We start from the raw sequence: 24,908 nt of genomic DNA on the forward strand, positions 1-24,908 counted from the left end.
CCCATGAGGCGCCTTTTTTATATCTGGAGAGAACTCATGAAAGTTCAAATTATTTCTGGCGTGATGATCCGTGGTACCGCTGTCTTTCCAAAGACCGGCGAAGGTAAGAGCGTGGTTGATTCTGTCGTAGAAGTCACCAAAGCAGAAGCGCGTGATTTAGTACGTGCCGGTCAGGCAAAAGTGGTTAAGGACTCAACCAAGGTCACCGTTGAAATCAAAGACCCAGAAGGAGAAGCCGATGCGCTTGATGATTTCTTCGGTGATGAAGAAGAGCCTGAAGAGTGATAGGCGCTAATGACTTTGGGGTGTTCTTTAACCCCAAAGACTTCGGTACGCCAGCCATCCTGCATCTATCAAGCGGAAATAAGCATGTTGTGGGGATTTACAAAAATCCACAGCAGACGGCCAAGCTGAAAGGGGGCGGTTTTGTTGAGGGGAATAACGCTTCCCTACTGCTGCCCGATAGTGATGCTGCAGGGCTTAATATTCGGGATTGTGTGACCGTGGCTGGCAGCGAATGGCAACTGGTGAAACAACCCATTCCAGAAGGTTCAGGTCTGATCCGGGTTTATCTTGGAGTCAAAGATGCAAAGCAATCAACAAAGCCTGCTATTCGATATTGATCCAAGTGAGCTTGAGTCTGTTCAGTTGATGTTGGGCGGCACTGAAAAGGAGCTTTTGGCCGCCTATAACCGCGCGATTGCTAGAACGTCCATCACCATGAAGTCACAAGGTTCCAAATTAATGCGTGACGGCATGGATGCTAAGGGTCTCAAGGAAGTGCGTAAGCGTATGCAGGCGCACAAGTATTCATTTCGTGTTGGTCAAACTGATAACGCTAAGTTGGATGAACTCAAGTTGTGGTTTGGTTTAAATGACATGTCTATTGGCCGTCTGAAAGGCCGACTGTCTAGGCTAGGAAGTAAGCGTTCTCCAGCCGGCGCGGCTTTTACATCAAAGACCCTTGGCCAGCAAAAATACGAAGACGGCTTTCTTGGTCGAGTTCGCGGTAAGCGCTCCATCTTTGCACGTAAAGGGGCGGCCAGATTTCCTATCCGAGAGAAGAAAGTGGCTGTGGGAGAGGCGCTCCAGTTTAGGCTTGAAGATGAAGTGTTTATGGACTTGCCGGAAGTGTTCATGCAGCACTTCACCACTGATATGAAAGGCCGGGTGGCTGGCCGTAGTTCAATCGCTAGTCGTCAACAGAAATGGAATAAATACGCATGAGCAAAGGCATACACCTAACGGAATATCACGAGGCTGTGCGCCTTTGGCTCAAATCTAAGGCGCCATGGCTCAAGGGGGTAGAGTATTACCCTGAGATTACGGACACCCTAGAAACGCCTTGTGCGTTTATCTCAGTAATGGGATGGGAGCCAGTTGGAGATCAACCGGGTAATGGCCAGTTGGCGGTCAATTTGCACTGTGAAGTGTTGGCAGTTATGGGAGTCAAAGAAAGCACTTATCAGCTTGATGCCCGTAATGCGGCCATGTTCCTCAGTGTTGTCCTGCAGGACACTAACTTTGGCATCAAGGCTATGCCGGCTAAAGTCGTCAGCGCCGACCCAGATGCATTAGATCCTGAGCTTGATGCCTATTCAGTGTGGTCAATCAAATACGTGCAGAAAGTTACCATCGGCATGCCAACGCTGGAGCCTGATGAAGAGCGTGGCATACGCCTGGCAGTGAATCCGGTAAACATGGATGACCCTGCTGAATATCACCCACTGGAGGACTTCAATGAGGCAAATGCTTGAACTCTTGGTGCGTGAAATGCTTGGGCCATATCTTGATCGTATTGAAGAGCTAAGTACTGAGGTGGAAGAACTACGCCGGCGCCAGCAACTCATGATCCGTTTGGGTTGCGTCAGTGAAATACACGGAAGCAATAAACTGGTCAAGGTTAAGCATGGCGACCTGACCACTCCTTTTATTAAGTGGTTTGCTCAATCTGCAGGGCGGGTATCTCATTACCGTTGCCCGACGAAAGGCGAGCAGGCACTCATTTTGAATTTTGGCGGCGGCAACACCGGCGCCCAAAGCATTGCGCTGGTTGGTATAGATTCCACCCAGTTCCCTTTCCCCGCTGATAACCCTAAACAAGTGGTTACGGCCTACGGGGATAAGTGCGCAGAAATATGGGACATGGATGCCGGCACTTTGACATTAAAGGCGAGCGAGAAGATCACCCTCGATACCAAGCTGGTGTATGCGACTAAGGATGTCAAGTCTGATGGCGAGGTCAGCGACCACACGCGCAGCATGCAAGATGATCGCAATATTTATAATGGACACACGCATCCAACTGGCAACCCTAACACGAGTACACCTAACGAGACGAAATAGCGATGAACATTGATTTATTTAAAAAAATCCAATCTGGCGGTCTGAGTTTTTCGAGTCCATCTATCGGAGTGGGTAATCAAGCTATTTCGGCGGTAAATCAAGCCGACAATGCATTAAGGCCATTAGAAAGTTTAGGTGTCGTTAATCCAGATATTCTAGCGAGTACGCGCCAGCTGTTGAGTTCTGCAAATGGCAGTTTACTCGGGAATGTGTCTCAAATAACGGCTATGTCAAATGACACGTTACGGCTTTCGTCTATGGCGCAACAAGCTAATAGATTAGATGCTCTGACGAATCAAGTGCCGTCTAGCTGCTTCAATACCGAGGCTTTATTTGCAACGGTTAACGGGGCATGTGACGAGTTTTTTAATGCGATTGGTGATGCTGCAAATAGCATCGTTGAAAAAGTTGCAGCTTACTTTTCAGGTTCAATGTCATCGTCTGCTTTAGAAAGTTTTTTGTCTGGCATTGCGGAAATGTTTCACTCTGCAATGAGCAGCATTGCTGAGCGGTTTGTAGCAGAGCAACGATTCTTAACTGATATGAAAAATAAGTTGATGGCATCGTCTTTGGCTCAATCTATTGAAGCCTTATGGAACAATGACTGCACCCGCGCAGCGTTAGATAAGACGCTGCCGGAGAATATAAAGGCGCTTCTATGATAGGAATCGACCGTAATACAGGCCGTAAGATTGACGGCTTTGAACAGTTGGTGAGCCGCATCATCCAGGTGATGACCACGCCGCTGGTTGGCCGTGCTAAACGGCCGAGGTTTGGCAGCAGAGTGCGGGAAACCTTGGCCGACAATATGTCGGACAGCATGCTGGTTCGTGCCCAGGCATTTGCCATCGAGGCTTTTTATAACCCGGCCAACGGGCTGCAGGATTTTATCCCTAGCAGCTGCATGGCCAAGCGCGGCGCCACTGGATTGAGCCTGTATTTTGAGGGCATGTGGCATGGCCGTCCCGTTAGATTTGAGGTGCCACTGGATGTTTCCCCATCAAAACCCATTACCTAAATCGGATGTGATCACCACGCCGACTTTTGAAACCTTGCTGGCCAATGTCAAAACTAGCGTACTGGAGTACCTAGAACAAAAAGCCCCAGGATATGCCGCCGCAGTGCGCGAAACATTCGCCAACGAGGCTGAGCTGATGACCAAATTTACTGAGGCATTTACCGTTATCCTGCAGAGCCACTTTCGGCAGATGAACGCCCAAGCGCAGCAGATGTTCGGTATGTATGCCACGGATAAAGCTATGGTTGACTTGATCGCCAGCCAGCTGGGCGTTAAGCGTCTGGTGCTGGAAGAAGGTGATCCAAATGCTTACCCGCCAGTACCGCCAGTGATGGAGAGTAACGAGGCCCTATTGACCCGTTATTATCTAGCGGCCTACGCCTTGGCCACCACGGGTACGCGCTCAGGTTACCGCTTTCATGCTATGACCTTGGGCGGTAGGCCGATGGTTAAGGTGGACAGTCCTGAGCCTAACAAGGTGGTGGTGACCTATGAGTTTGCCGAGCATGAAGATGCTGGCAAAACCAAAGATGCCCAGGCACGTCAAGTCACGCCAGGCGTAGTGGATTGCTACATCTTGGCCCATGCCGGCAACGGCATACCAGAGCAGGCATTGGTTGATGCGACCCAGAACTACCTTGGTCGGGATGACATAGCCCAAGAAACGGATCTTATTACAGTGAAGACCCCAAGTATTCAAAACTGGTCGTGTAGAGCACAGCTTTATGTTCGTCCTGGGCCAGATGCCAACATGGTTAAAGTCGCCGCAGAGAAAGCCGTGCAGGAATATGCAACTAGCCAGCATAGGTTGGGCGGGAGCATAGAGCCGTCAATGATCTACAGCGTTTTATTGAAATCAACTGGGGCTCACAGAGCCGATTTAACCGAACCCGCGCAGCCAATACGCTGTGCTCACAGTGAGGCGCCGTATCTTGAGTCAATCAACATTACCGTCAGCACTGAAAACCTATAGCGTCCTGCCAGATAACCGCAGCGCCCTGGAACGGGGGCTTGAGCTGGCGTTGAGTGAAGAGCTTTATGCTGTTCCTCAGCCTTATCCTCAGTTACTCGATGCCAGGTATACCCCGCCTAATATGCTGCCGTATCTTGCTGCCGAACGGCAGCTGCCGGTATGGGACTCGGCAGACCCTGAGCATCTAAAGCGAAATTTGACCGGCAATGCTTGGCAGGTTCGCCGCCTGAGTGGCACTCGTGCCGGCTTGAAAATGGCGCTGGAGTCACTGGATTTTCTGAGTGAGATCACGCCTTGGTATAAACAGGTTCCGCAAGCGGCACCCTATAACCTCGCCGTGCTGGCGTGGGAGAAAGGTAATAAGCCGGTCAACGTCGCCAACGTGCATAAGCTGATGGCTTATATAGCTGACAGTAAATCAGAGCGTGATGTGATCGAACTGTCGCTGATGTTTGGGGTAGATACTCAGCTCGGCTTAGCCGGCGCCAGAGCCCCAGCGACCAATGTCAAAGAGACTCATGGTGCAGCAGGGCTTTGGCCTATGCCTAACGCCACTGTGTCGCTGGCCATTGCCGGAGGTGCTCTACCAGGAATAAACATTCAGCCGCTGAACTTGCTGGCTATCACGCCCATCGTTAGCGGTTATGCCCAGTTGGGTATCACGGCCGTAGCCGGCCATTACAGCATCACAGTCTCAGCCGTTAACGCGAGCGCAGTTATATAAGGTAATCAGATGACCGACCAACTCAAATTAGTAATTACCCGTAAGGGCTTGGACGAATGTATTGGTGCCAAGTCAAAAGGGATTAAAGCCGAACTCAAATGGGTATCGGCAGGCGACAGAGCCTACATCCCAAACCCAGACCAGACAGCGCTGCAGAACGAAGTTCAGCGGGTGGAGTTTGGCGAATATAAGGACGGCGCAGGCGCCACTTTGCAAGCCACAGCTAAGTTTAGCGGTCCACAGGAATACCCTATCAAGGAACTGGGGTTCTGGTTGGCGTCTGGTACGTTGTTCGGGGTGATATCTGCCCCTAACACCACGCTGAACTACAAGCCAAAGGATGGCCACTGTATTCAGCCCATCACCTTGGACTTGAGTGCTTTACCCAGTAACACAGTGACAGTGGTTGTTGGCACCGAGAATCTCAACATACTCATCGATGAGGAATTTACCAAGATGGCCATCGCCCAGGTAGACACCATGCACCGCCAAATAAAGCAGGAGTTTCGTCTGCTGGATTTGGAAAAGAAACATGCCTAAGGGGGGCGTATGGACGAACAAGAGCTGCCCCTTGTCACTGGCACTACCTTCGACTTTGAGTTGACTTGGGAGACTGAAAACGAAGCTGGCGTGCTGCAACCTGTGGACATTACGGGTTGCAGTATCACCCTGCAGGTGCGTGGTTCAGTCAGTAATACCTTACTGGTTAGCTGCACAAGTATGGCGGGTGACATTACTGTGACCGAGCCCACCAAGGGCCGCATGGCCATACATATCAGCCCAGAGAAGACCGCCGGCCAACAGGCTGATGCGTGGCAGGATGCGCACTGGGAAGTGCGGGTTACCTTTCCAAGTGGTGACGCCTACAGCCTGGTGCGCGGTTGGGCGCGGTTAACGGTGGGAGCCGTGCAATGAATAACCTCAACCGTATAACGCTGCGCCATACCGTTCGGCAAGTGGTGAGAATGGATATTGGTGGCAATCAGGTCACCATTAAGCAGCTTAGCCGGCTACGGCTTAATGTTGTGTCCATTGGTGTTCAGGGGCCAGTCGGTACCGTTGCTGAAAGCGTGTTGACCATGGCGCTGCAGGCACAGCATGCCGCCGTCATGGCAAGCGAAAAAGCCGAGCAGGTAAGCCAAGCGCAGTTGGGTATGGTTAGCGGCATGAGCCTAACACTGGATCATTATATTGGCGCCATTGGTGCCCAGGAGTAACCCATGGCTGAACCCCAAACGCCAATAGACATCATGCTGAGTAAGCTCAGTCAGCTGCTTGGCACGATTGATGGCAAGCTGCGTAACAAGCTGAGTAAATCCGGCGGCACCATTGATTATCTGACGGTAACTAATCGCCTAGCCGCCACCGCCGATTATGCCCATGTGCTTAAGGTTGCCAGACTGTTTAGCTTGACTGGTGATGCCAGTGGCCAAGTTAGTTTCGACGGTAGTGGTGATGTAGAAATTATCGTCAACATCGCTGAGCTGGCTAATAAGGCTGACAAGGGGGTGACTTACACCAAGGATGAAGTTAATCAGCTTATCCAGAACCTTATCGGTTTGGCGCCGGCAGAGTTGGACACCATCTACGAGCTGGCTGCTGCGCTTAAGGGCAATCAGGACAGTATTGGCACCATTATCACCACGCTGGCCGCTAAGGCCAACAGCGCCGATGTGTACGACAAAATAGCAGCCGATGCTAGGTATTTGGCAAAGGGTGCTAAGGCCGCCGATGCCGCTTTGTTAGAGGGTAAAGCGGCTGCGTTCTACGCCAAACAAACCGGACTAGATAGTACCAATCAGGAACTCAGTAGCCTGATAACCCAATTAACCGCCGCTTTTGATAACGGCACTAATTTAATTAACAGCGTATAAAGGAGCACCTATGAGCACGCAAGAAACAGCGGCGCTAATTGAATCGGTCAATCAGATGACCGCAACAGTGGCCGGTAAGATGGGACAGATTGACCAGAAAGTAGAAAATGCTGCTAATGAGTTTAAAGCGTTTCAAAATAGTTCTGATGCTCGTTACATGATGCGTAATGGTACAAAGGTGTTTGTTCAAGGCGATCCAGAAAAGTTTTACCCTGTATTTATCCCAGGCGCCCACATTGGTTTAGCTACATTACAAATTGCACGTACCGTTCATGATGACCGTCAATGGTCAGGAGCTATGACTGCTACGTTCCTATTTCAAAATAATGCATGGGGTGGCTATCCGTCATTTCTCATCATGGATGCGTTTGGGCATTCTTTATATTCAGATAATACTCCATCGTATAGTCGTACAGATGGGTTTATTGCCGATTACATTAATGGCACAAACTTTATCAGTGGTGCTATTTTTTGGCTTCGTGGTGATCATTCTTATGTAATAACATCATCACTACTCGTACTTACCGATCCAGTAGTACATGACCAATTAGTTCAAGATTTAGTGTTTGATCATAGAATCCATGTGTTCCGTTCTGGTTTTGACATTACATATGGCGGAAACCATCAAACCGCTGGAATCTTAACGCAACGTAACTTAACTACTGTGCCAACATTATCTTATGTTCGAGGTGCTTAATAATGAATCTTTACGTCCAAGATAATACTACTGTAATTCAAGAACGATGGAAAAATATCAGGAATACGCGCTCCTTGCTGTTATCTGAAGCCGATAAATTAGTTAATATCGCAGAAGATGCAGGTCGCGATGCGACTGCTATTCGACAATATCGGCAAAAATTAAGAGATGTAACTACAGACTTTGCTTCGCCTGACACAGTTGTTTGGCCAGTTAAACCCGAATAACTAACCGCCTCATAGGCGGTTTTTTTATACCCATAACCCGGCCATATTGCCGGGTTCTTTATTTCAGGAGGCCCTATGGCTACCCAGAAAGCCCAGGCTAATCCACGCCAGAAGTATCAGGTGCTGGAAGTCTATCAGTGTCCGAATAAGAAGCACTGGCACCAAGCCGGTACCGTGCTTGAGCTGCTGCCCTGTGAGGCAGATTTTCTATTACTGTCAGGCAAGATTGGCGTAGCCAAGGCTGACAAATCTACCAAAGGAGATAACTAATGCCTGAGATTGCATCGTTTGTGCATAACGGGATCAGCATCGAGCGTCAAGCCGCGCCGCCACCTATGGGACCCTTGGGTAGCATTGTCCTGGGCTTGGTCGGTACTGCGTCGGATGCAGACCCTTTACTGCCTAAGAACAGTCCTATTCGTGTGGCTAATCTAGGTGATGCGGCCAAGTTAGATGTTGCCGGTACCGAGCGCGGCACTTTGTGGCGTTCTTGCTATGAGATTTTCCGCTTAGTCTCAGTACCTATCTATGTGGTGATCGTCGAAGAAGGTCTTGATGCGGCGGCCGCAACTAACAACATCATCGGAAGAATAGATGCTGCAACTGGACAGCGTACCGGTATCGAAGCCTTGCCTGATTGTCAGGAAACACCGACCCATATTGCGGCCCCGGGCTTCAATACTAAGCCGGTAGCTGATGCACTGGCAGCCATGGGTAAACGCCTGTTTGCCATTCCTGTGGGTGATGGTCCAAATACTAACGATCAAGCCGCAGTGGCTTACTCACAGTTATTGGGCGGTGATGGCACTGGTTATGAGTCTTTCTATCTAGTCGATCCACAAGTGGCGGTATACAGCCAAGCGGCCAAAGGTAACGTGTACTTCTCGGCGGCTGCCGTGGCGTTGTCTTGCTTTGCCAGGGTTCGAGCTTGGGAGAGTCCAGCCAAGGGCGGCATGGGTGCGTTAATCCAAGGTACTGCTCGCACTATTGATTACAACATCATGGACAAATCAACAAATGGTGATTTGTTGAATAAGAACGGTGTGTCCTATTTTGCCCGAACTTCAATGGGTGGCTTCTCGCTTATTGGCAACCGCTGCGTGATGGGGCGTTTCGTGTCTCAGGTGGGGCTTGAGTACGCGATTGTGCGCAAGCTGGCTAAAACCGCACAGAGCGCCATGGGCCGCAATCTCAGCAAGAGCTTTATGGAGCAAGAGATCACTAAGCTGAACTACTGGCTCAAGACGCTGCAGGCCGATGAGACTGTGATGGGCGCTCAAGTGTATCTGCACCCCACGCTGAATACGGTAGACAACTATCGCAACGGCGAATGGCATATTGCCATTAAGTACCATGGGTTCGCCCCTAACGAGCACATGGTGTACCACTTAATTGAGGATGTCGGCATTGTCGAGTCATTCCTAGAAGGAGTTCTGTAATGGGTGGACAACGCTCACGTATTACCCGCGCCGGCATGATTAACGGTCAGCCGCTAATTAAAGAGCTGGAAGAGTTTACTGCGCCAGAAATCAAAAAGGCCATGCAGGACACCCGGGGTGGCTCGTTCATTCCTGGGCAAATCATGGTTGGCCTAGAAAAGATGAACAGTAAGTTCAAGGTCAAGGGCGCCAACCAGGAACTGCTTGCCGCTTTTGGTCTTGCTGCTGGCGAAGTCTGTCAGGTGGATGTGAAGGAATCGCACCAGGATGAAGATGGTAGTAAGTTTGCCATCGTCTACAGCCTGACCGGTGAGGTTATTTCTGTCACTGAATCCCCAAGCAAGATGGGAGAGTTGCCCGATTCTGAGTTAGAAATGGCCGTCAGTGCTTACAAGAAAACCGAAAATGGCAAGTTGATCTACGAGATTGACCGCAACGCGCAAATTTTGAATCTGGGTAAAGGCGATCTCATGGTTGAGCATCGTCGCAATATCGGCATGGCATAATTTTTCTTCGTTGTTACGCACAGGCCCCTCCATTTAGGAGTGGGCCTTTTTTCATTTTGGGAGTTTGAAATGTTTAAACCTGATACGCATCAACTGGTATGGCCGATTGAAGACGACAAGAAACAACCGCTTAATTCGGTCCCTGTTAAATTACTGACCATGGGTCAGCACCGAGAAATGAGCAAGACCCACAAAGGCAAAGATACCGACCTGCTCCGCGCCTGCATTTGTGCCAGTACCGGCCTGACGTTGAGCGAATTAAAGCGCCTTGTCACGCCAGATTACACCAGCCTGCAACAGGAAGTGTTGGGGCTGATGCATACGAGCGCCGTGCAGCTTATGGAAGGGTTAGCCACGTCTGCAGACCCTGTGTTGCTGGTGCCAATCCAAGGGGATGATGGCCAGGATAAAACCGGTTATACGCTTCGCCCACCTACTGTGGCCACGACAGACTTGATGGACACGCACAAGGATGAATGGGACCGAACCCTGTTTATCAGCTCCAGTTGCTCAGGTTTCAGCCGTGAAGAGCTGGAGCGCCTTTCGCTGCCTGACTGGAATTTACTGCAGGAGCGCCTGATTGATTTTTTGGAAAAACCGGCGGACTTCTTTCGCCAAAAGATGTTGAAGTCCTAACGGATGTTATTCCCCTGGTTTACCACGTATCCCCGGGGGAGGTTTTAGGTTGGCGCATTGACGAAGCTATGCGCCGCTATCACTTGGCCGCCGCAAAGTTGGGGATTAAAAAGGGGTAAGCCGTGGGAGATACCAACAAAAAAACATCGATCATCTTATCGGCGGTAAACCGCTTTAGCGGTCCGACCGATGATGCGACCAAGAGTGTCGGCAAGTTGCGAAGCGCTGCTACCGAAACGAGTGCCCAGTTAAAGGAATTAGGTGATAAGCAAAAGCTAATCACCCGTTTCAAGAGCTTGTCTGAACAGCTAGATGAAACCGGTTTAAAACTCGCCGCGGCTAAGGCTCATACTAAGCAGTTGCAGCAAGCAGAAGTAACCGGAGCCGAGGCCACTAAGAAACACGCCGCAGAACTTAAAGCCGCTGAAAGAACTACCGCTCAATTGACCTCTGCTTATGGTCGCCAAGCACGAGAGCTGGGTGGCTTACGTAGTGACTTGGGTGCAGCAGGGCTTAAGGTTAACGCCTTGGGCGCTGAAGAGTTACGCCTGGCAAAACAAACCACTGCAGCGAACAAGGCACTCGCGCAGCAATCGGCGAAGCTGAAACACATTCAGACCCTACAAGGCCGCATCGATGCCAGAAATGCCCAGAAGGGCGAGCTGGTTGGTCAGGCCGTTGGGGTGGCTGCTGCCGCAGCACCTATGGTGATGGCGGGTAAGCGTTCGATCGAGTACGAGAGCAAGTTTGCCGATGTAAAGAAAGTCGTTAACTTTTCAAGCGAGAAGGAAGAAGCCGATTACCGCCGCCAGATGATGAAGATGGCCGGTGACTTGGGTGTGAAGCAAGACGGTATTGCCGACATAGTAACGGCAGCCGGTCAGTCTGGTATCGAGAAAGACCAGCTGCTGCAGTTCGCCGAGTCGGCAACCAAAATGAGCGTGGCATGGGACGTATCTGCTGAAGAGGCGGGTTCTACGTTAGCAACGTGGCGAGCGGCTATGGGCCTCACCCAGAAGAACGCCCTCGACTTAGCTGACGCGACCAACTATCTCAGCAACAACATGAACGCCAAGGCGAAAGACATTGCTGCAGTGATGGTTCGTCAGGGTTCTACCGCCATGGGTGCTGGTTTCAGTTACAACGATACAGCCGCATTGTCTGCCAGTTTGATCGCCGGTGGCGCCACGGAAGAAACTGCGGCCACTGCCCTGAAAAATATCTCAGGCGCTTTGACTGCCGGCTATTCGGCCACGGGTAGCCAGAAACAAGCCTTGGGTAAATTGGGGTTCGACCCAGAAGAACTCGCCAGTGCCATGCAGCAAGATGCCAAGGGCACCTTGTTGGGCGTATTACGCGAACTGCAGGACGTCTCAGCCGATGAGCGTGGGGCCGTCATATCGCAACTGTTTGGCTCTGAAATCAAGGGTGCCGTGTCCAAGTTGGTCACGACCATGGATGATGACAAAAACGGGGTAATAGCGGCCTTTGGTCGGGTTGCTAAAGAGGCTGACCGCGCCGGCAGCGTCAATGATGAATATGCAAACCGGTCGAAGACTAGAGGGCATTTGCTTGCCCAGTTGAGCGGTAAGTTTGATCGCATGGTGATAACCCTAGGTGATCGCCTGCTGCCCGTCCTCGATGCCGTGGTGCCGCCCCTGATGACAGTGGTGGATGCGGTATCAGACTTTGCCGAGGCAAACCCTAAGCTGGCCACAGGCCTGTTAGGAGTGGCTGCTGCCATTGCGGTGGTAAAAGCGGGGGCTATCGCATTCAAGCTGGCCAAGCTGACCATGGGCAATGGCCTAGACCGCTTTAAGTTGGGCAAGACCAAACTGTCCAGTTCTACCGATGAAACAACCACAAGTGCCAACCGAGCATCTAGGGCGCTGGATAGGCTTAATCGTAAACTTGGCGGCTTAGGTGCTGGCTCAGGCGGTTATGGCCGTCAGGGCCGAACCAGGCGAGGTGCTGCCCGTCCTAGTGGCCGTCTTGGTCGTATGCGCGGAGGTGCCAGCCGCTTAACCGGAGGCATAGGTGATCTGCTTGGTGGCTTTATGCCAGAGCCTGCTTTGGCTGGTTCTAATGCACCAGGTCGTCGTCCTGGTCGTGCCGGTAGGTTTGGTCGCATGGCAGGCTTACTTGGTGGTGGCGCCGCTTTGTCTATGGTTTCAGGCGCAGCTTCAGCCGGTGATTTAGCCATGGCGGGTGCAGATATAGCCGGTGCGGCAGGTAGCGTGATGGATATGCTACCCGCAGGCGGTGCCTTATTGAAAGGTGCTGGGAAGATCTTTAAACCAGCGGATATTTTGCTGCAAGGGGCTGGATTAGCGTCTGCCATATCTGGCGGTGATTCTAAGCAGATAGGCGGCACTGCAGGGGATATGGTCGGCGGCATGGGTGGTGCAGCAGCTGGCGCTATGGCCGGTGCGGCATTAGGTTCTGTTGTGCCTATTGTCGGCACTGCTATCGGTGGGATCATTGGTTCCATTGTTGGCGGTTTAGGTGGTGGTGCTGTGGGAGAGTGGGCAGGCACTAAGATAGGCGGCTGGTTCAGTGAGGATAAAACCGACCAACCCGCGCCGGCTGCTGTCGCTCAACAAACCAAGCAGCTCGAACAGTCCAACAAGACCATCACATTCTCACCGACGATTCAGATCACGCCTTCGGGCAATCCTGCCTATGACCGTGATGTGGGTAACGACCTTATGGCCAGAATGAAGGCTGAGCTTAGCCCGATGCTGTTGGGTAATAGTGATGTATCAGCCAGGGCAGATAGCAGTCTGTCAGATAGGAGCGACACATGAGACAGATGATGTCATTGGGAGGGTTTGTCTTCTCGCTCAGCGAGGGGACGCCCTATGAGGGATTGCAGCGTACCAGTGATGGGGGATGGGTAACTGTTCCCAGGTACGGCCAAAAACCTATCAGCCAAAACACTGGTCAAGCGTTGGAAAATATTAATGTTACGGGTACCTGGTTCCGTGGTGAAGGTATGAGCAATATGGACAAGCTCAGAGCACTCCAAGCGAAGCGAGCGCCTTTAGTGCTGACTGATGGCTATGGGCGCAATTTAGGGCTGTGGACAGTTAAGCGCCTGCAGGAGAAACAAGACCGCATTATCGATGACGGTACCGCTTTTGTTGTGGGCTTTACCATAGAACTGGAGGAGTATGCCGGTGAGTACAATACGCAGTCGTGATGGTGATTCTGTGGCCCTTATTTTGTGGCAACAGCTGCAGCGGGATGATGACGAAGCCGAAGAGGCGCTGTATCAACTAAATCCTGGTCTGGAGCAATACGGCCCTATCTTGCCGGCAGGGATAGAGGTGAAGCTGCCTGAGCTTGCAGCCAAAACGCCGGATAAGGTGGTGAACGTATGGGATTAGGATTTATTCCACAAGTGTCAGTTCGTGGCCCTGGTGCTGGCATTATCAATAGCCGGCTAATCTCTTGGGAGCGAGTGGACGCCTCAGGTATCCAGTCTGACCAAATTACTCTGACGGTGGACACAGCCGGCCAAACTGGTATGCCAAAAGAGGGCGCCACTCTAGGGTGGTCAGAGGGGTATGACGGCAAGTTGGTTGATAAGGGCGAGTTTAAGATCACCCGCATCATCCCGCGCCTGTTCCCGCCGACCGTTACCATCGTGGCCACGGCTGCACCGTTTCAGATCGATGACAAAACCCGCTTCAAGGAACGCCGAACCCGCTCATTTGATAACGTGACATTAGCTGAGTTGTTTCGCCAGGTGGTTAGCGCCCATGGGTTCAGTCCCCGGGTGGCGCCCGAGTTTGAGGGCATCACCCTGGCACACGTTGACCAAGTTGACGAAACCGACAGTGCTTTTTTAACTCGGCTGGCTAAGGAGCGAGATGCCGTGGCCAAGCCGGTGAATGAGCTGTATGTGTTGGCAAAGCGTGGGCAGGTTAAGACCATCACTGGGCAGACTATCCCGCCCGTAGTGGTTTGTGTTCCTGGTAATAATGATCCCAATGATGCTGGTAAGTTTATCAACTGTCAGTTGGACAAACCTAGCCGAACTAATTTTAGCGGCGTTAAAGCTAAATGGATGGACAACGCCACGGGGCAAGAGCATGAAGTATTCGATGGTGCAGAACCGTTTAAGAAGCTACGCCAGGCATACGAAAGCGCTGATACTGCGCAACATGCATGCCGCGCCGAACTGACCAAGGTTAACCGGCAAGGTTCCAGTGTCAGGCTAGACTTACCAGGTGATCCTTACTTGGTTGCCGAGGGCCTGCTGACTCTTAATGACTCGTTCCCGCCAGAAATGGCCGGTGATTGGTCCATTGATAAGGTCACAGCCCGGGGTGATAGCAAAGGCGGCTATCGTTGTTCGGTTGTGGCCACACAACCTTCAAAATAAAAGGATAAATTAATATTATATTTCTAGGTAAGTAATTAGTTACTTATTAACTGTCAAATAAGTAACTAATTACTTGATGAAATGTTCAAAGTAACTTTTGATTGTCTTGTTAGGATGTAATTTAATATTTTTAGTGATTTAAATATTTGGGATATTTTATATATGTAGAACATTGATGTTATACGTAATATTATTTTCTATATATATTTACAATGTTATTTTTGGCTGATAGCCTGTGCGGAAATTAATATCACCAATGAGAGTGGTTATGCCTAATTATGACTCTAACGCTATGCCTGTGACAGAACTCTTGGCGCGATATACCTATAGACATGAAGATGTTAGTAATGCAGTACTCTTAGGTAGACTAAGGGCAGAGTTGTTTGTGAGTGACTTAAAAAGTAATCAGTTGGGAGTGTTGCAGTTGAGCGACATTATTGAGGTTTGCTCTAGGGAGTTGCTAACAAACGATGCATTGTTGCAAATGTACTGGCGAGAGTTTTTTTTCGTAATCCAAAAATCCATTTATTATGCGCATTCATAATAAAATTGTTGTTAGTGTAAATCACATAGGTTATTTGAAGGTTATTTTTACCATTATGCAATGAAAAATAATTATGTGTAGAGTTTAGAATAAGTAAACTCAACCTATTTAAAGGTATCCATCGACAGTTTGGGATAAGGGTGAATCTAAAGTCAAATTTACTGCGTAAACTGTTGTAATTTCTTTTTTAAGCTTTAATAGAATCATATAGTTATAAAGTAAACTGGAAAAAATGTTTTTCAACAAAACAACATAACAAGTTGTTTTTACAGTTTTTAATCTCCCCCTCCAAAACCGATGGTTGCGGGTTCGAGTCCTGCCACCCCTGCCAAATAAAACAACGGCTTGCATAGAAATATGCGAGCCGTTTTATTTTGTGTTGAATAAAACGAAAAAAATGATTTTGCTTGGATTGAATAACTCGCCATTTTTTAACGCTACCAATTGCTGGTACTATTTCCATTTTTCTGTCGTAACCCTCCAACATAACTGCGGCTTGTAGGCTATTTACTGTCAATGCTTGTTCATCAAATAGGTTGTTGGCGAAGCCACTAATCCGTCAGTTTTTAGCCTGATAATCGACGCTAAAGCGAGTTACCGCATAATCCTCTGCAACTGTCATCGCCGTTATAAATCGAGTTGCCTGTGCTATCAAAGTCTTGGCTGTGTTCGAAATAAGATAGGCCAATAAAGCCACGGTTATTTAAATCAAAACGGTATTTATCCTATCTAAAATTTACCAATGTGTGACTGTTTGTGCCGTTACCTGTGTAAAAGTCTGCATTGAACCTTTGTCCGTCATGAACCCGCAGTACATTGATCAAGCCTATTAGCCGTCAGAAATGAGTATTCCACGACACTTTATTTTTTGTTCATCTTTGGGATCTTAGTTCCAAAATCTAAGATTTAGTTTGAATTGAGGGTCATAACAGTACAATATAAGAACTATATTGAATGCATCTTAAGTGTGTTCATCATCGTTCTGCTACTCGGCTAACAACTATGCTAAATATTGATGATCCTACACAAACCGAACGTACTCACGCGTTATGGCGCTTAGGCTTTAGACCTTTTTTCCTTGGGGGAGCAATATTAGCTGCGCTATATATCCCTTTGTGGCTATTAACTTGGTTTACTCCCCAATATAGTTTTTTCCCTTCATCCTTTTGGAGCAAGATACTGCCGCTATGGTGGCATCCACATGAAATGCTGTTCGGTTTCGCTATGGCAATTGTGTGTGGATTTTTGCTGACTGCCGTTCAAAATTGGACCAACCAACCCACATTAAAGGGATGGCCACTCGCATTGACCTTTAGCTGCTGGTTACTGGCACGATTATTACTCTTACTCCCAATGCAAGTTCCGCTCATTTTGCCCGCCGTGTTTGATTCCTTGTTCCTTGGTATGGCAAGCCTTACTCTATGGCGCTGTATTTATAAGGTGAAGCAATGGCGCAATATTGGTTTTCCGATCATGTTGTTTGCTGCACTCGTGATTAACAATGTCAGCTATTACGCCCTTTTTGAGCGCGACTTTATTCTTGCCAACCAGATCTGGCAGGCGATGTTATGGTGGTTAGCCTTACTTATCACCATAGTCGGTGGGCGTGTGATTCCATTTTTTACCGCGATGCGCATTAAGGCCACCAAAGCAGAACCCTTAACTTGGATTGAATACCCGCTGATCCTGACGATGATCTTGCTCGTCATTCAATCACTCATCCACCTTATACCTCTGGAAGTCGAGCGAGGCTTACTGCTCATTGCGGGGCTCTTGCAGCTGGTCCGATTTGCACGCTGGTTACCCCATAAAACACTGAAAGAACCTATGCTGTGGTCCTTGCATCTTGCCTATTTAATGTTGCCTCTTTGCCTGTTAGCCATGAGTTGGTATCTCGATAATGAATATGCCTATCGCAGTCTGCTTCACCTATTTGCTATTGGTTGTATGGCTACCCTGTGTCTTTCGATGATTTCCAGAGTGTCACTCGGGCACACAAGTCGAAATATTTATGAGGGCCCTAAGATGATCTTGGCATTTATTTGCTTACCGTTAGCGGCACTGCTCAGGGCGCTAATGCCCATCTGGTTTCCGGCCCACACCCAAGTCTGGTTATGGTTGGCTGGCAGTTGCTGGTTTATCGCATTTGCACTGTTTGTATGGCACTACTTGCCGATACTCTCTCGCCCCCGTATCGATGGGCGCCCAGGTTAATATTGATGTTAGGACAAAAGGATACAAAGTGAAAATTTATTTAAAAACAGTTACATTGCTAAAAATGATTTGCTTGCTCGTCATAACTATATGTACATCTGTAGCGGCTTCCGATACTAGCAATCAACAAAAATACCCTAACCAATATCAATCTTGGCAAGCCACCTCTGAACAAGTTGAACGCGAAGATATGCTCGCCAATTATCCCGCCAGCATCATACTCTGGGCAGGATCTTCCTATGCCAAAGAGTACCATAGCCCACGTGGGCATCATTTTGCCGTTGCTGATGTGACGCATACTTTACGAACAGGTGTCCCCCCTAAGGCAGGAGAGAAAGGATTATCCGCTAGTTGTTGGACCTGCAAGACACCGGATGCCCCTAGATTGATTGAACAACTAGGATTTGAAGGATACTCCGCTAAAAACTTTACCGATCTGGGCAAAGAGATCCAAAGCGTAGTGTATTGCAGCGATTGCCATGAATCTGGCACTAATAAGTTAACTTTACCTCGCCCCCATGCCCAAGAGGCTATGGCTAAAATTCACCTGCCATTCGATAAACAAGATACCGATATGCAAGGTGCGCAGGTATGTGGTCAGTGTCATGTCACTTACTATTTCCGTCCGGAAAAAAGTAATGTTGTTAATATTCCCTGGATTTTTGGCAGCACAGCCGACGATATTGAAAAATATTATGACACTCGCCGCTTCTTCGAATGGATCCATCCTCTTTCGAAAACGCCCATACTCAAAGCACGTCATCCTGAGTTTGAACACTGGAGTCGCAGTAAACATGCCGAAGTCGGTGTCACTTGCATTACCTGTCATATGCCAACCCAGCAGGATGCAAAAGGTGTTGAATTTACTAGTCATAAAGTTGATAAAGCCTTACCGCATTTTGATAACAGTTGCAGTGGCTGCCATAGTAGTAAAACCAAAATTGAAACCAAGCTCGCGGCCAATAAATTAACGATTGAGACCAAAGCCCGCGAAGTTGAAGCTCTGCTCGTCAAGGCCCACTATGAAGCCAAAGCGGCATGGGATGCAGGTGCTAAATGGGAGAATATGAATGAGCCCATTATGGCGATACGACACAGTCAGTGGCGCTGGGACTTTGCCATGTCTTCACATGGTTTGTATGCACATAATCCACAAGAAGGTAAGCAGCTTTTAGATAAAGCTATCGAACAAGCGAACGAAGCACGTCATCTGCTCGCTGGAATATTGAAGCAACTTAACGTGACTCAAGTTAGTTATCCAGATATCAGTACTAAGGAAAAGGCCCATCAAGCGATAGGGTTAGTTGAATCGGATTTAATCAAAGAAAAACAAAAGTTTATTGAAGAGGATGTTAATAAAAATTGGCACCCTGTCGTAAAATATGGTTACTAGTTTATTAACGGGTAGCTGATAATTTGAGGGATTTTAAAGCTCAAAAGCGAGAGGAAGCTCGAGTATTTATGCTTTGATTCAGTGAGCGTTATGCCAACAAGGCTTGGTCGGTTCTACAGTAATGCTCATCTTCTTTGCACGAATAATAACTGCAGTCGAAATGATTCATGTCATTTCGGCTGCAGTATATAACTCATTGAGATGTGGTCAGTAACGACAAATTAATCACTATAATCTGTGTAAGACATCTGTAATTCAGTTTTTTAATGCGTAGAAAGCCGATCCTACTTTGAGGCAACTGATTGATGAAATTCTATTATCTTGGTTGGCTGCCAAAGTGATTGGTTTCGATGCGAAACTAAAACCAATGTACAACTCTGTTCGCAAATAGCCTTGGCTACACGCTTTTCTGTCTCTTCATCCAATGCCGAGGTGGCCTCATCCATTATCAGAATCGGCGCATTTTTGATAAGCGCTCGTGCTAAGGCAAGCCTTTGGCGTTCCCCTCCCGATAACCCTGCGCCTTGTAGGCCGACTTCTTGGTAAATGCCCAGTTCTGATCTGTCTAATACTTCATTCAGAGCCACTTGGCGTGCCGCTTTATCTACGGCTTGATCGTCGGCATCAGGGTTACCAATACGAATGTTACTGGCAATGGTGCCTGTAAAGATGAGTGGATCCTGCGGCACATAGGCGAAAAAGCGGGCAAGTTCAGTTGCGGGAACTGACGTGAGCGGCACCTTGCCCAAAGTGATCAGGCCTAGGGTGGGATCATCAAAGCGCATCAATAGCTTAAGTAAGCTGGTTTTACCTGAACCGCTCGGGCCACAAATCAGCACGCGTTCACCTGATTCGATAGTGGCATTGATATTTTGCACCGCAGGGGGAAATGTTACGTTATTCAGTTCGATTGTATGATTGTTCGGTGTCTTTTGTTGCGCTTGGCTTGGCTCTTTGAGCGTTGGTGCATGAGTCGCTTGTCGATAGTGTTTAATAGCCGCTAACTGATCATTAATGCCTATTGCCGCCACGGCGAGAGTCTCAAGTGGCGCCGCCGCGCGCATGGTCAACATCAAGACTGCGAGCAACATTGGCGTATTGTTTATACCGGATAGCACCAGATAGAGTGCCATGCCTGCAATAGGTAAAAAGCTGGCGATAGCCGACAGTAATGTTGCTATAGCAGCGGCGCGATTAGTTCGTTCTAATGCGATTTCTTGTGTTTGCCAGTTTTGCTCTAACCGTGTTGTTGCGCCGCTATATCCTGCTGCTGTACGCAGTAACTCTAAGTGGTCGATCAGTTCAAGGGTTGACTGATCTGCTGCCAATTCAGTGTTGTTTCGGTCCATATCTGCGCGGGCAAGGGCTCGTTGCGCCATACTCTGAATCACAAATGACACGAGCAACAGGCTAGCCAACATCAGTACCAGTGGCATGCCACCGATCAATCCTATGCCAAAGGTAATGCAGAGCGGAATAAGCGGTGCATGAATAAATACCTGAAATTGATGTGCCGGAATACTCATAAAGCCAGGAATACTCCGAGAGACAGTTTCTATGAGTAGTGTCCTGACACTCGGTGTAAACCAAGAGAGTTTCGCTTGTTGCATGGTCGTGCCTAATGCACTGTAGAGCGCATTGGCCAGCCTTGCGCCAGCCCAAAAACCTGAACGCGAAGCCAGTATTGTGGTGAGTATGGTTATTGCAGCAATCGATAGCACTTTTTGCGGTGATTGCTGCTCAATAATGGCTAAAGCCAGTTGAATGTAGCATGCCGCTTCCAATATGGCCGTCACAGCCCAACCGCAGGCAACAGGTATTAAGTGCTTTATGGCTGCGTAATTTTGGGGACGATTTATCATTGGCCTTCTCCTTCCCTGTGATGATGCTTGAGTGTGAGCTTGTCATCCGCCAGCTCGGCAAGCGTTAAGTCATGGGTGACCATCACAATCGTTTTGTGGTTTGTTTTTGCGTGATGGCGTAGCGCTGTGAACACGTTAAATGCCGTTTCGCTGTCTAGGGCCGATGTGGGTTCATCAAGCAATATCACCCTAGCGGGTGAAAGAAATACACGAGCAAGATTAACGCGTTGTATTTCACCGCCAGAGAGCGCGCTTGCATGAGTAGTTAAGGGTTTATCCAATTGCGCGCAGTGTAATGCTGCTAAGTAATCGTCATCCGTGGCATAAGGTGCGGTGAGCGCGAGATTGTCGGCGATGGAGGTTGCCAGTAGTCCCGCACCTTGCGGTAATAGCATGATCGCGCGATTAATCGAGGCTTCATCCATCTCATTGAGTGCAATACCAGCAAGTCGAATATCTCCGGTATTTAGCGGCTCCATGCCAGCTAATAAACGCAGTAATGTGGATTTGCCAACACCACTGATCCCTGTAACTGCCGTCACTCTGCCAGAGCTAAATTGATAGTTAATGGGCACAGATTGATTGCTTGTAGACAGTGAAGGCACAACATTCGTGAGGGTGAGCGGCATATTTTCTTTAAGCTCAATATTGCCGTTACCAACAGGAACTCTCGATTGCTCAAGAAAATCCGTTAGCCGCTGAGCGGCAGCGCGGCCCGTTGCGAGATAATCAAGCCCATGCCCGAGCTTTAGGGCTGGCGTGACTATGGCCAGACTGAAGAATAAGGCCGCAGCAAGGTTTTCTGGCGGCCATTCATATCCGATGGCATAGACAATGGCAAAAGTACAGACAGCCTGCAGTAGTGATGTGGCCACGGCGACTGAAGTGGATACCTTGCTTACCCGCTCAAGAATATCCCCAATAAAATGTGTCGTTGCCTTTTGGTAATCGGCCATAGCACCCGTTTGTGCGCCATAAATGCGAAATACAGGCGCACCACGGGCGTAGTCATCTACTGCTGCAGTGATATTTCCCATCACATTAACTCGTGCTTCACCCTGTTTTGCAGCAAGCCTTGGGATCACCACCAAATAGAAAAGCGCGGCGACGAGGCCTGGGATAAGGGCAAGTAATGCCACTAAGCCCGCACTTAAGATCAGCAAACCAATAGTGATGGCAGGGACAATGATAAAGGTCGCTAACTCTGAGGGTAAATGCGCGATCATATGATGCAATGACACTATGTCATCGACCATTAATCGCTTTAACTTTTCGCCCTTATATTTTGCCAAAGTACTTGGTGGCAGCCTGACAAGATGCGCTGCAACATGACGTCTTAATCTTCCAGAAAATTGCGCCTCAGCATTGTGGTTAACCCAAGATGCGCCAGCTGATAGCAACGCTGATGCGACCCCAAATATGAGCGCCCCCGCTAACCATAGCGAGTGATGGCCAGCAATAAGCTGTATTACGCACCAGAGTGCACTTAGTGCCATCACGCCAGCACCTGCCGCTAGCAGCATTCCGAAAGTGAGTGCGGGAATCGCCGGACGTAGGGCGAAGGCTAATGTTGAAGTGGGACTGAAAAGTCGCTGCATTTTAATGTTCACCTAAAAAATCGAAGTGGAACAGGCTGGGCTTCGGTCTGGAAAGTGTGATTAACACAAGGCCAATGAAGCGATGAAGTCTTGATATTGCAGAGTAAAAAATAGTCTGAGTGCCAGAGTTTATGGGCAAATGAACATCCACGAGCCAAATTCCTTGTTTCATAAAAATTGAACCACCATGAGATGGCGACCATATTAAGCGGTCATTTTTATTTATCAACACAGTGTTGATAAATGTTTTGAACGGCGATAATATAATTGATAACCATTCTCATTGGCAACAAATCTTTCGTATAAGGAGTTATTACACATGCCCCGATTTGGTAAGTTTTACCCACAATCAAAGTGGGTTATCGGTTCTCTTGCGCTGGGGCTTAGCGCTATTTCAGGCTCAACTATTGCTGACAGTGGAACTGCTCCAGATAAGCAATCCAAGCAACAAGATGCAGCGGGAAATATTGAAGTCATCACAGTTTACGGTCAGAAAATCGAGCGCACGCTGAAGGAAACGGCTAGCTCAGTGACAGTGATCACTGAAGAACAGTTGAGGAAAAATGCCGACCAATCAACGATTTCTGAAATTCTCGGCGGTACGCCAAACTTAATTTATGCCGGAAATACCGATGCGCCCATTATCCGCGGTACGGATACTAAAGGGCCTGTTGCAGCGGGTAATGCCTACTTATCTAAGCCTGTGCCGGGTGCAACTATCAGTGTGGATGGTAAATATCTGAGCCCCGCAGAACTGGATTTAGGCGCAGCAGGCGTGTGGGATGTGTCGTCTATTGAAGTCTACCGTGGTCCGCAAACGACCAGTCAAGGAGCCAACAGTATTGCTGGCGCTGTAGTTATCCATACCCATAACCCCACTTATACGCCAGAATTTGCAGCGCAAGCACTTTATGGCAGTCGGAATAAGCAGCGCTTTTCGGTCATGGCGTCCGGTGCGCTAAGTAATGACTTTGCCGCAAGAATTAGCGCAGATTACAGCGCTAGAGATACCTTTGTTGATTACGTTAACCCAGAGTTTACTGCCCATGATTTAGATTTTGAGTTTAAAAACCAAAATCTACGGGCGAAGTTGCTATGGGAACCCGAAAAATACAGCAACTTTTCCGCCATGCTGACTTATTCCTCCACTGAGGCTAAACGTCCCAGAAACGAGGTGGTATCAGAACCCTATGATGACTTAGAAAATCGTTCAATTTTTCAGGATAATCAAGAAGTCAGTAATCATGTCGGGATTTTTGATCTTGAATATGTGTTCGACAATGGGATGAAGTTGCATAACCAACTGCAGTATTCAGAAGGGCAGTTTGATTATCGCTTCGCAGCACCTTATCAAGGGATCGCAAAACGAGATAATGAAAACTTTTCGAATGATATAAGGCTGAACTTTGGTGACAAAAGTTCAGAGTTTAGTGGGGTTGCCGGTGTCTTCTACTGGGATGATAAAACCAACAACAAGCTGAACAACGTATTTGGTAATGCCGACGCCGACCTGAGACATACCAGTTTTGCCCCCTACGGTGAAGTCATATGGCGCTTCTCACCTAAGTGGGCATTCACCAGCGCACTCCGTTATCAGTCTGATGAAATTAGCCACGATGGTATTGCCAGCTACATCCCAAACGTGCGCCATCAATATGAAGAGACGTTTACGGCGTTATTACCTAAGGTTGCCCTGTCCTATGATCTGACAGATAACGTCTTGGTCGGCGCGATGATCAGTGAAGGTAACATTCCTGGGGGCACAGGCATTAACTTCCGCGGTGGCGAATATTATACATTCGATGCCGAATCGGCATGGAACTATGAACTTTTTACCCGTATCGATCTGCTTGAACAACGCTTAATCATAAATAGTAATCTCTTCTACACCCGCTTTAAGGATTCACAACGTTCAGTTACTGACTACCTCGATGGGCGTCCCTTTGGTTCTGTCATTATTAATGCCGATGAAGCGCAAAGCTATGGGATTGAATTAGATTGGAACTTTAAAGTAGCCGATAGTTTTAGCCTATATGGTGGGCTGGGTTTACTTGAAACTGAGATAAGTGAATTTAATGACTACCGTGGTGAGGAGTTTGTCGGCAACGAGTTTAGTAAAGCGCCGGGATATATGTTCAATATAGGGTTTGACTATTCAATCACAGACACTATCAAAGTGAGCGGTGATGTGCGCCATACGGATGGATACTTTTCAACGGATACCAATGAGCCTGAGTTAAGAGTGGGATCTTACACTACGGTAAACCTGAATTCTTCCTATCAAATCAACCAATATTTTGAAGCCTTTGTTTATGCACGCAATTTGCTGGATGAACGTGCACCCGTGGCAAAAATGGCTGACAGAAGTACCGGAGGCGTGGATGCATATTTACTTGAACCACGAGAAATAGGTGTAGGCGTTAGGGCGAAGTTTTAGCAGCTAGCTTCTACCCGCGGTATTGGGTAT

At 48.6% G+C, this 24,908-nt stretch carries 28 protein-coding genes; 26 read left to right on the top strand and 2 right to left on the bottom strand.

Features of this window, described 5'->3' with window-relative positions; all coding sequences use genetic code 11:
• The first annotated feature begins 36 nt into the window (after positions 1 to 36).
• The 25 genes from L5L94_RS05565 to L5L94_RS05685 all read left to right on the top strand — a co-directional run bounded on the left by L5L94_RS05565 (position 37) and on the right by L5L94_RS05685 (position 18,981).
• Positions 37 to 285, top strand: a complete 249-nt coding sequence (locus L5L94_RS05565; protein WP_263161785.1) for a hypothetical protein — start codon at positions 37 to 39, stop codon at positions 283 to 285.
• A complete protein-coding gene (locus tag L5L94_RS05570; RefSeq protein WP_263161788.1) occupies positions 282 to 623 on the top strand; it encodes a hypothetical protein in 342 nt (113 codons plus the stop codon). The genes L5L94_RS05565 and L5L94_RS05570 overlap by 4 nt, the downstream gene beginning before the upstream one ends.
• Positions 586 to 1,227 carry a hypothetical protein gene (locus L5L94_RS05575; protein ID WP_263161791.1) on the top strand — a complete coding sequence of 214 codons (642 nt, stop codon included), beginning with the start codon at positions 586 to 588 and terminating at the stop codon, positions 1,225 to 1,227. Before L5L94_RS05570 ends, L5L94_RS05575 begins: the two co-directional genes overlap by 38 nt.
• Positions 1,224 to 1,757, top strand: coding sequence for a hypothetical protein (locus tag L5L94_RS05580; RefSeq protein ID WP_263161794.1), 534 nt, complete (start codon positions 1,224 to 1,226; stop codon positions 1,755 to 1,757). Before L5L94_RS05575 ends, L5L94_RS05580 begins: the two co-directional genes overlap by 4 nt.
• On the top strand, positions 1,750 to 2,346 hold the full coding sequence (locus L5L94_RS05585; RefSeq protein WP_263161797.1) for a phage baseplate assembly protein V: 597 nt from the start codon (positions 1,750 to 1,752) through the stop codon (positions 2,344 to 2,346). The genes L5L94_RS05580 and L5L94_RS05585 overlap by 8 nt, the downstream gene beginning before the upstream one ends.
• Positions 2,347 to 2,348: 2 nt before the next feature.
• A complete protein-coding gene (locus tag L5L94_RS05590) occupies positions 2,349 to 3,008 on the top strand; it encodes a hypothetical protein (protein ID WP_263161800.1) in 660 nt (219 codons plus the stop codon).
• Positions 3,005 to 3,364 (top strand): phage baseplate protein, encoded by a 360-nt coding sequence (locus L5L94_RS05595; RefSeq protein WP_263161803.1) that lies wholly within the window; start codon positions 3,005 to 3,007, stop codon positions 3,362 to 3,364. Before L5L94_RS05590 ends, L5L94_RS05595 begins: the two co-directional genes overlap by 4 nt.
• The gene (locus L5L94_RS05600; protein ID WP_263161806.1) at positions 3,336 to 4,337 is read left to right on the top strand and encodes a baseplate J/gp47 family protein; all 1,002 of its coding nucleotides are present in this window, start codon (positions 3,336 to 3,338) and stop codon (positions 4,335 to 4,337) included. Before L5L94_RS05595 ends, L5L94_RS05600 begins: the two co-directional genes overlap by 29 nt.
• On the top strand, positions 4,297 to 5,061 hold the full coding sequence (locus L5L94_RS05605) for a phage tail protein I (RefSeq protein ID WP_263161808.1): 765 nt from the start codon (positions 4,297 to 4,299) through the stop codon (positions 5,059 to 5,061). The genes L5L94_RS05600 and L5L94_RS05605 overlap by 41 nt, the downstream gene beginning before the upstream one ends.
• Before the next feature lie 9 nt (positions 5,062 to 5,070).
• Positions 5,071 to 5,601: a phage tail protein gene (locus L5L94_RS05610; RefSeq protein ID WP_263161811.1), complete on the top strand. Its 531-nt coding sequence runs from the start codon at positions 5,071 to 5,073 to the stop codon at positions 5,599 to 5,601.
• Between the two features lie 9 nt (positions 5,602 to 5,610).
• A complete protein-coding gene (locus L5L94_RS05615; protein WP_263161815.1) occupies positions 5,611 to 5,976 on the top strand; it encodes a hypothetical protein in 366 nt (121 codons plus the stop codon).
• Positions 5,973 to 6,278: a hypothetical protein gene (locus tag L5L94_RS05620; protein ID WP_263161818.1), complete on the top strand. Its 306-nt coding sequence runs from the start codon at positions 5,973 to 5,975 to the stop codon at positions 6,276 to 6,278. The genes L5L94_RS05615 and L5L94_RS05620 overlap by 4 nt, the downstream gene beginning before the upstream one ends.
• Before the next feature lie 3 nt (positions 6,279 to 6,281).
• Positions 6,282 to 6,935, top strand: a complete 654-nt coding sequence (locus tag L5L94_RS05625) for a hypothetical protein (protein ID WP_263161820.1) — start codon at positions 6,282 to 6,284, stop codon at positions 6,933 to 6,935.
• Positions 6,936 to 6,945: 10 nt separating this feature from the next.
• Positions 6,946 to 7,632 (top strand): hypothetical protein, encoded by a 687-nt coding sequence (locus L5L94_RS05630; protein WP_263161823.1) that lies wholly within the window; start codon positions 6,946 to 6,948, stop codon positions 7,630 to 7,632.
• 2 nt (positions 7,633 to 7,634) lie between these two features.
• Positions 7,635 to 7,859, top strand: a complete 225-nt coding sequence (locus L5L94_RS05635) for a phage tail assembly chaperone (RefSeq protein WP_263161825.1) — start codon at positions 7,635 to 7,637, stop codon at positions 7,857 to 7,859.
• A gap of 75 nt (positions 7,860 to 7,934) precedes the next feature.
• On the top strand, positions 7,935 to 8,129 hold the full coding sequence (locus L5L94_RS05640; protein ID WP_263161827.1) for a hypothetical protein: 195 nt from the start codon (positions 7,935 to 7,937) through the stop codon (positions 8,127 to 8,129).
• Positions 8,129 to 9,298: a phage tail protein gene (locus L5L94_RS05645; protein WP_263161828.1), complete on the top strand. Its 1,170-nt coding sequence runs from the start codon at positions 8,129 to 8,131 to the stop codon at positions 9,296 to 9,298. Before L5L94_RS05640 ends, L5L94_RS05645 begins: the two co-directional genes overlap by 1 nt.
• Positions 9,298 to 9,804, top strand: a complete 507-nt coding sequence (locus L5L94_RS05650; protein WP_263161831.1) for a phage major tail tube protein — start codon at positions 9,298 to 9,300, stop codon at positions 9,802 to 9,804. The genes L5L94_RS05645 and L5L94_RS05650 overlap by 1 nt, the downstream gene beginning before the upstream one ends.
• Positions 9,805 to 9,873: 69 nt before the next feature.
• A complete protein-coding gene (locus L5L94_RS05655; protein WP_263161833.1) occupies positions 9,874 to 10,440 on the top strand; it encodes a phage tail assembly protein in 567 nt (188 codons plus the stop codon).
• A 122-nt stretch (positions 10,441 to 10,562) separates the two neighbouring features.
• Complete coding sequence (locus L5L94_RS05660) at positions 10,563 to 13,247, top strand: phage tail tape measure protein (protein ID WP_263161835.1); 2,685 nt, start codon at positions 10,563 to 10,565, stop codon at positions 13,245 to 13,247.
• The gene (locus L5L94_RS05665; RefSeq protein WP_263161838.1) at positions 13,244 to 13,642 is read left to right on the top strand and encodes a phage tail protein; all 399 of its coding nucleotides are present in this window, start codon (positions 13,244 to 13,246) and stop codon (positions 13,640 to 13,642) included. Before L5L94_RS05660 ends, L5L94_RS05665 begins: the two co-directional genes overlap by 4 nt.
• Positions 13,620 to 13,829 carry a tail protein X gene (locus L5L94_RS05670; protein ID WP_220054888.1) on the top strand — a complete coding sequence of 70 codons (210 nt, stop codon included), beginning with the start codon at positions 13,620 to 13,622 and terminating at the stop codon, positions 13,827 to 13,829. The genes L5L94_RS05665 and L5L94_RS05670 overlap by 23 nt, the downstream gene beginning before the upstream one ends.
• The gene (locus L5L94_RS05675) at positions 13,820 to 14,830 is read left to right on the top strand and encodes a contractile injection system protein, VgrG/Pvc8 family (protein WP_263161841.1); all 1,011 of its coding nucleotides are present in this window, start codon (positions 13,820 to 13,822) and stop codon (positions 14,828 to 14,830) included. Before L5L94_RS05670 ends, L5L94_RS05675 begins: the two co-directional genes overlap by 10 nt.
• Positions 14,831 to 16,376: 1,546 nt before the next feature.
• Positions 16,377 to 17,588 carry an NnrS family protein gene (locus L5L94_RS05680; RefSeq protein WP_263161844.1) on the top strand — a complete coding sequence of 404 codons (1,212 nt, stop codon included), beginning with the start codon at positions 16,377 to 16,379 and terminating at the stop codon, positions 17,586 to 17,588.
• A complete protein-coding gene (locus tag L5L94_RS05685) occupies positions 17,572 to 18,981 on the top strand; it encodes an ammonia-forming cytochrome c nitrite reductase subunit c552 (RefSeq protein WP_263161846.1) in 1,410 nt (469 codons plus the stop codon). The genes L5L94_RS05680 and L5L94_RS05685 overlap by 17 nt, the downstream gene beginning before the upstream one ends.
• A 284-nt stretch (positions 18,982 to 19,265) precedes the next feature.
• Here L5L94_RS05685 and L5L94_RS05690 read toward each other — a convergent pair whose 3' ends face one another.
• Together L5L94_RS05690 and L5L94_RS05695 are read right to left on the bottom strand one after the other, a co-directional pair.
• The gene (locus L5L94_RS05690) at positions 19,266 to 20,843 is read right to left on the bottom strand and encodes an ATP-binding cassette domain-containing protein (protein WP_263161849.1); all 1,578 of its coding nucleotides are present in this window, start codon (positions 20,841 to 20,843) and stop codon (positions 19,266 to 19,268) included.
• The gene (locus L5L94_RS05695) at positions 20,840 to 22,441 is read right to left on the bottom strand and encodes an ATP-binding cassette domain-containing protein (RefSeq protein WP_263161851.1); all 1,602 of its coding nucleotides are present in this window, start codon (positions 22,439 to 22,441) and stop codon (positions 20,840 to 20,842) included. Before L5L94_RS05695 ends, L5L94_RS05690 begins: the two co-directional genes overlap by 4 nt.
• 319 nt (positions 22,442 to 22,760) lie before the next feature.
• Here L5L94_RS05695 and L5L94_RS05700 point away from each other — a divergent pair, with 319 nt between their 5' ends.
• Positions 22,761 to 24,878, top strand: a complete 2,118-nt coding sequence (locus L5L94_RS05700) for a TonB-dependent receptor (protein WP_263161854.1) — start codon at positions 22,761 to 22,763, stop codon at positions 24,876 to 24,878.
• The last annotated feature ends 30 nt before the right edge of the window (positions 24,879 to 24,908 follow it).

This window comes from Shewanella sp. SM21, assembly GCF_025654335.1.
In the GTDB taxonomy this organism is placed as follows: domain Bacteria; phylum Pseudomonadota; class Gammaproteobacteria; order Enterobacterales; family Shewanellaceae; genus Shewanella; species Shewanella oncorhynchi.

Excerpts from the sequence above, each read along its gene's own strand:
- L5L94_RS05680 (WP_263161844.1), top strand. The coding sequence starts at position 16,377 with ATGCTAAATATTGATGATCCTACACAAACCGAACGTACTCACGCGTTA.
- L5L94_RS05645 (WP_263161828.1), top strand. The coding sequence starts at position 8,129 with ATGCCTGAGATTGCATCGTTTGTGCATAACGGGATCAGCATCGAGCGT.
- L5L94_RS05635 (WP_263161825.1), top strand. The coding sequence starts at position 7,635 with ATGAATCTTTACGTCCAAGATAATACTACTGTAATTCAAGAACGATGG.
- L5L94_RS05665 (WP_263161838.1), top strand. The coding sequence starts at position 13,244 with ATGAGACAGATGATGTCATTGGGAGGGTTTGTCTTCTCGCTCAGCGAG.
- L5L94_RS05625 (WP_263161820.1), top strand. The coding sequence starts at position 6,282 with ATGGCTGAACCCCAAACGCCAATAGACATCATGCTGAGTAAGCTCAGT.
- L5L94_RS05580 (WP_263161794.1), top strand. The coding sequence starts at position 1,224 with ATGAGCAAAGGCATACACCTAACGGAATATCACGAGGCTGTGCGCCTT.
- L5L94_RS05590 (WP_263161800.1), top strand. The coding sequence starts at position 2,349 with ATGAACATTGATTTATTTAAAAAAATCCAATCTGGCGGTCTGAGTTTT.
- L5L94_RS05600 (WP_263161806.1), top strand. The coding sequence starts at position 3,336 with ATGTTTCCCCATCAAAACCCATTACCTAAATCGGATGTGATCACCACG.
- L5L94_RS05585 (WP_263161797.1), top strand. The coding sequence starts at position 1,750 with ATGCTTGAACTCTTGGTGCGTGAAATGCTTGGGCCATATCTTGATCGT.
- L5L94_RS05575 (WP_263161791.1), top strand. The coding sequence starts at position 586 with ATGCAAAGCAATCAACAAAGCCTGCTATTCGATATTGATCCAAGTGAG.
- L5L94_RS05675 (WP_263161841.1), top strand. The coding sequence starts at position 13,820 with ATGGGATTAGGATTTATTCCACAAGTGTCAGTTCGTGGCCCTGGTGCT.
- L5L94_RS05610 (WP_263161811.1), top strand. The coding sequence starts at position 5,071 with ATGACCGACCAACTCAAATTAGTAATTACCCGTAAGGGCTTGGACGAA.
- L5L94_RS05690 (WP_263161849.1), bottom strand. The coding sequence starts at position 20,843 with ATGATAAATCGTCCCCAAAATTACGCAGCCATAAAGCACTTAATACCT.
- L5L94_RS05595 (WP_263161803.1), top strand. The coding sequence starts at position 3,005 with ATGATAGGAATCGACCGTAATACAGGCCGTAAGATTGACGGCTTTGAA.
- L5L94_RS05630 (WP_263161823.1), top strand. The coding sequence starts at position 6,946 with ATGAGCACGCAAGAAACAGCGGCGCTAATTGAATCGGTCAATCAGATG.
- L5L94_RS05700 (WP_263161854.1), top strand. The coding sequence starts at position 22,761 with ATGCCCCGATTTGGTAAGTTTTACCCACAATCAAAGTGGGTTATCGGT.
- L5L94_RS05655 (WP_263161833.1), top strand. The coding sequence starts at position 9,874 with ATGTTTAAACCTGATACGCATCAACTGGTATGGCCGATTGAAGACGAC.
- L5L94_RS05615 (WP_263161815.1), top strand. The coding sequence starts at position 5,611 with ATGGACGAACAAGAGCTGCCCCTTGTCACTGGCACTACCTTCGACTTT.
- L5L94_RS05640 (WP_263161827.1), top strand. The coding sequence starts at position 7,935 with ATGGCTACCCAGAAAGCCCAGGCTAATCCACGCCAGAAGTATCAGGTG.
- L5L94_RS05565 (WP_263161785.1), top strand. The coding sequence starts at position 37 with ATGAAAGTTCAAATTATTTCTGGCGTGATGATCCGTGGTACCGCTGTC.
- L5L94_RS05650 (WP_263161831.1), top strand. The coding sequence starts at position 9,298 with ATGGGTGGACAACGCTCACGTATTACCCGCGCCGGCATGATTAACGGT.
- L5L94_RS05695 (WP_263161851.1), bottom strand. The coding sequence starts at position 22,441 with ATGCAGCGACTTTTCAGTCCCACTTCAACATTAGCCTTCGCCCTACGT.
- L5L94_RS05685 (WP_263161846.1), top strand. The coding sequence starts at position 17,572 with ATGGGCGCCCAGGTTAATATTGATGTTAGGACAAAAGGATACAAAGTG.
- L5L94_RS05620 (WP_263161818.1), top strand. The coding sequence starts at position 5,973 with ATGAATAACCTCAACCGTATAACGCTGCGCCATACCGTTCGGCAAGTG.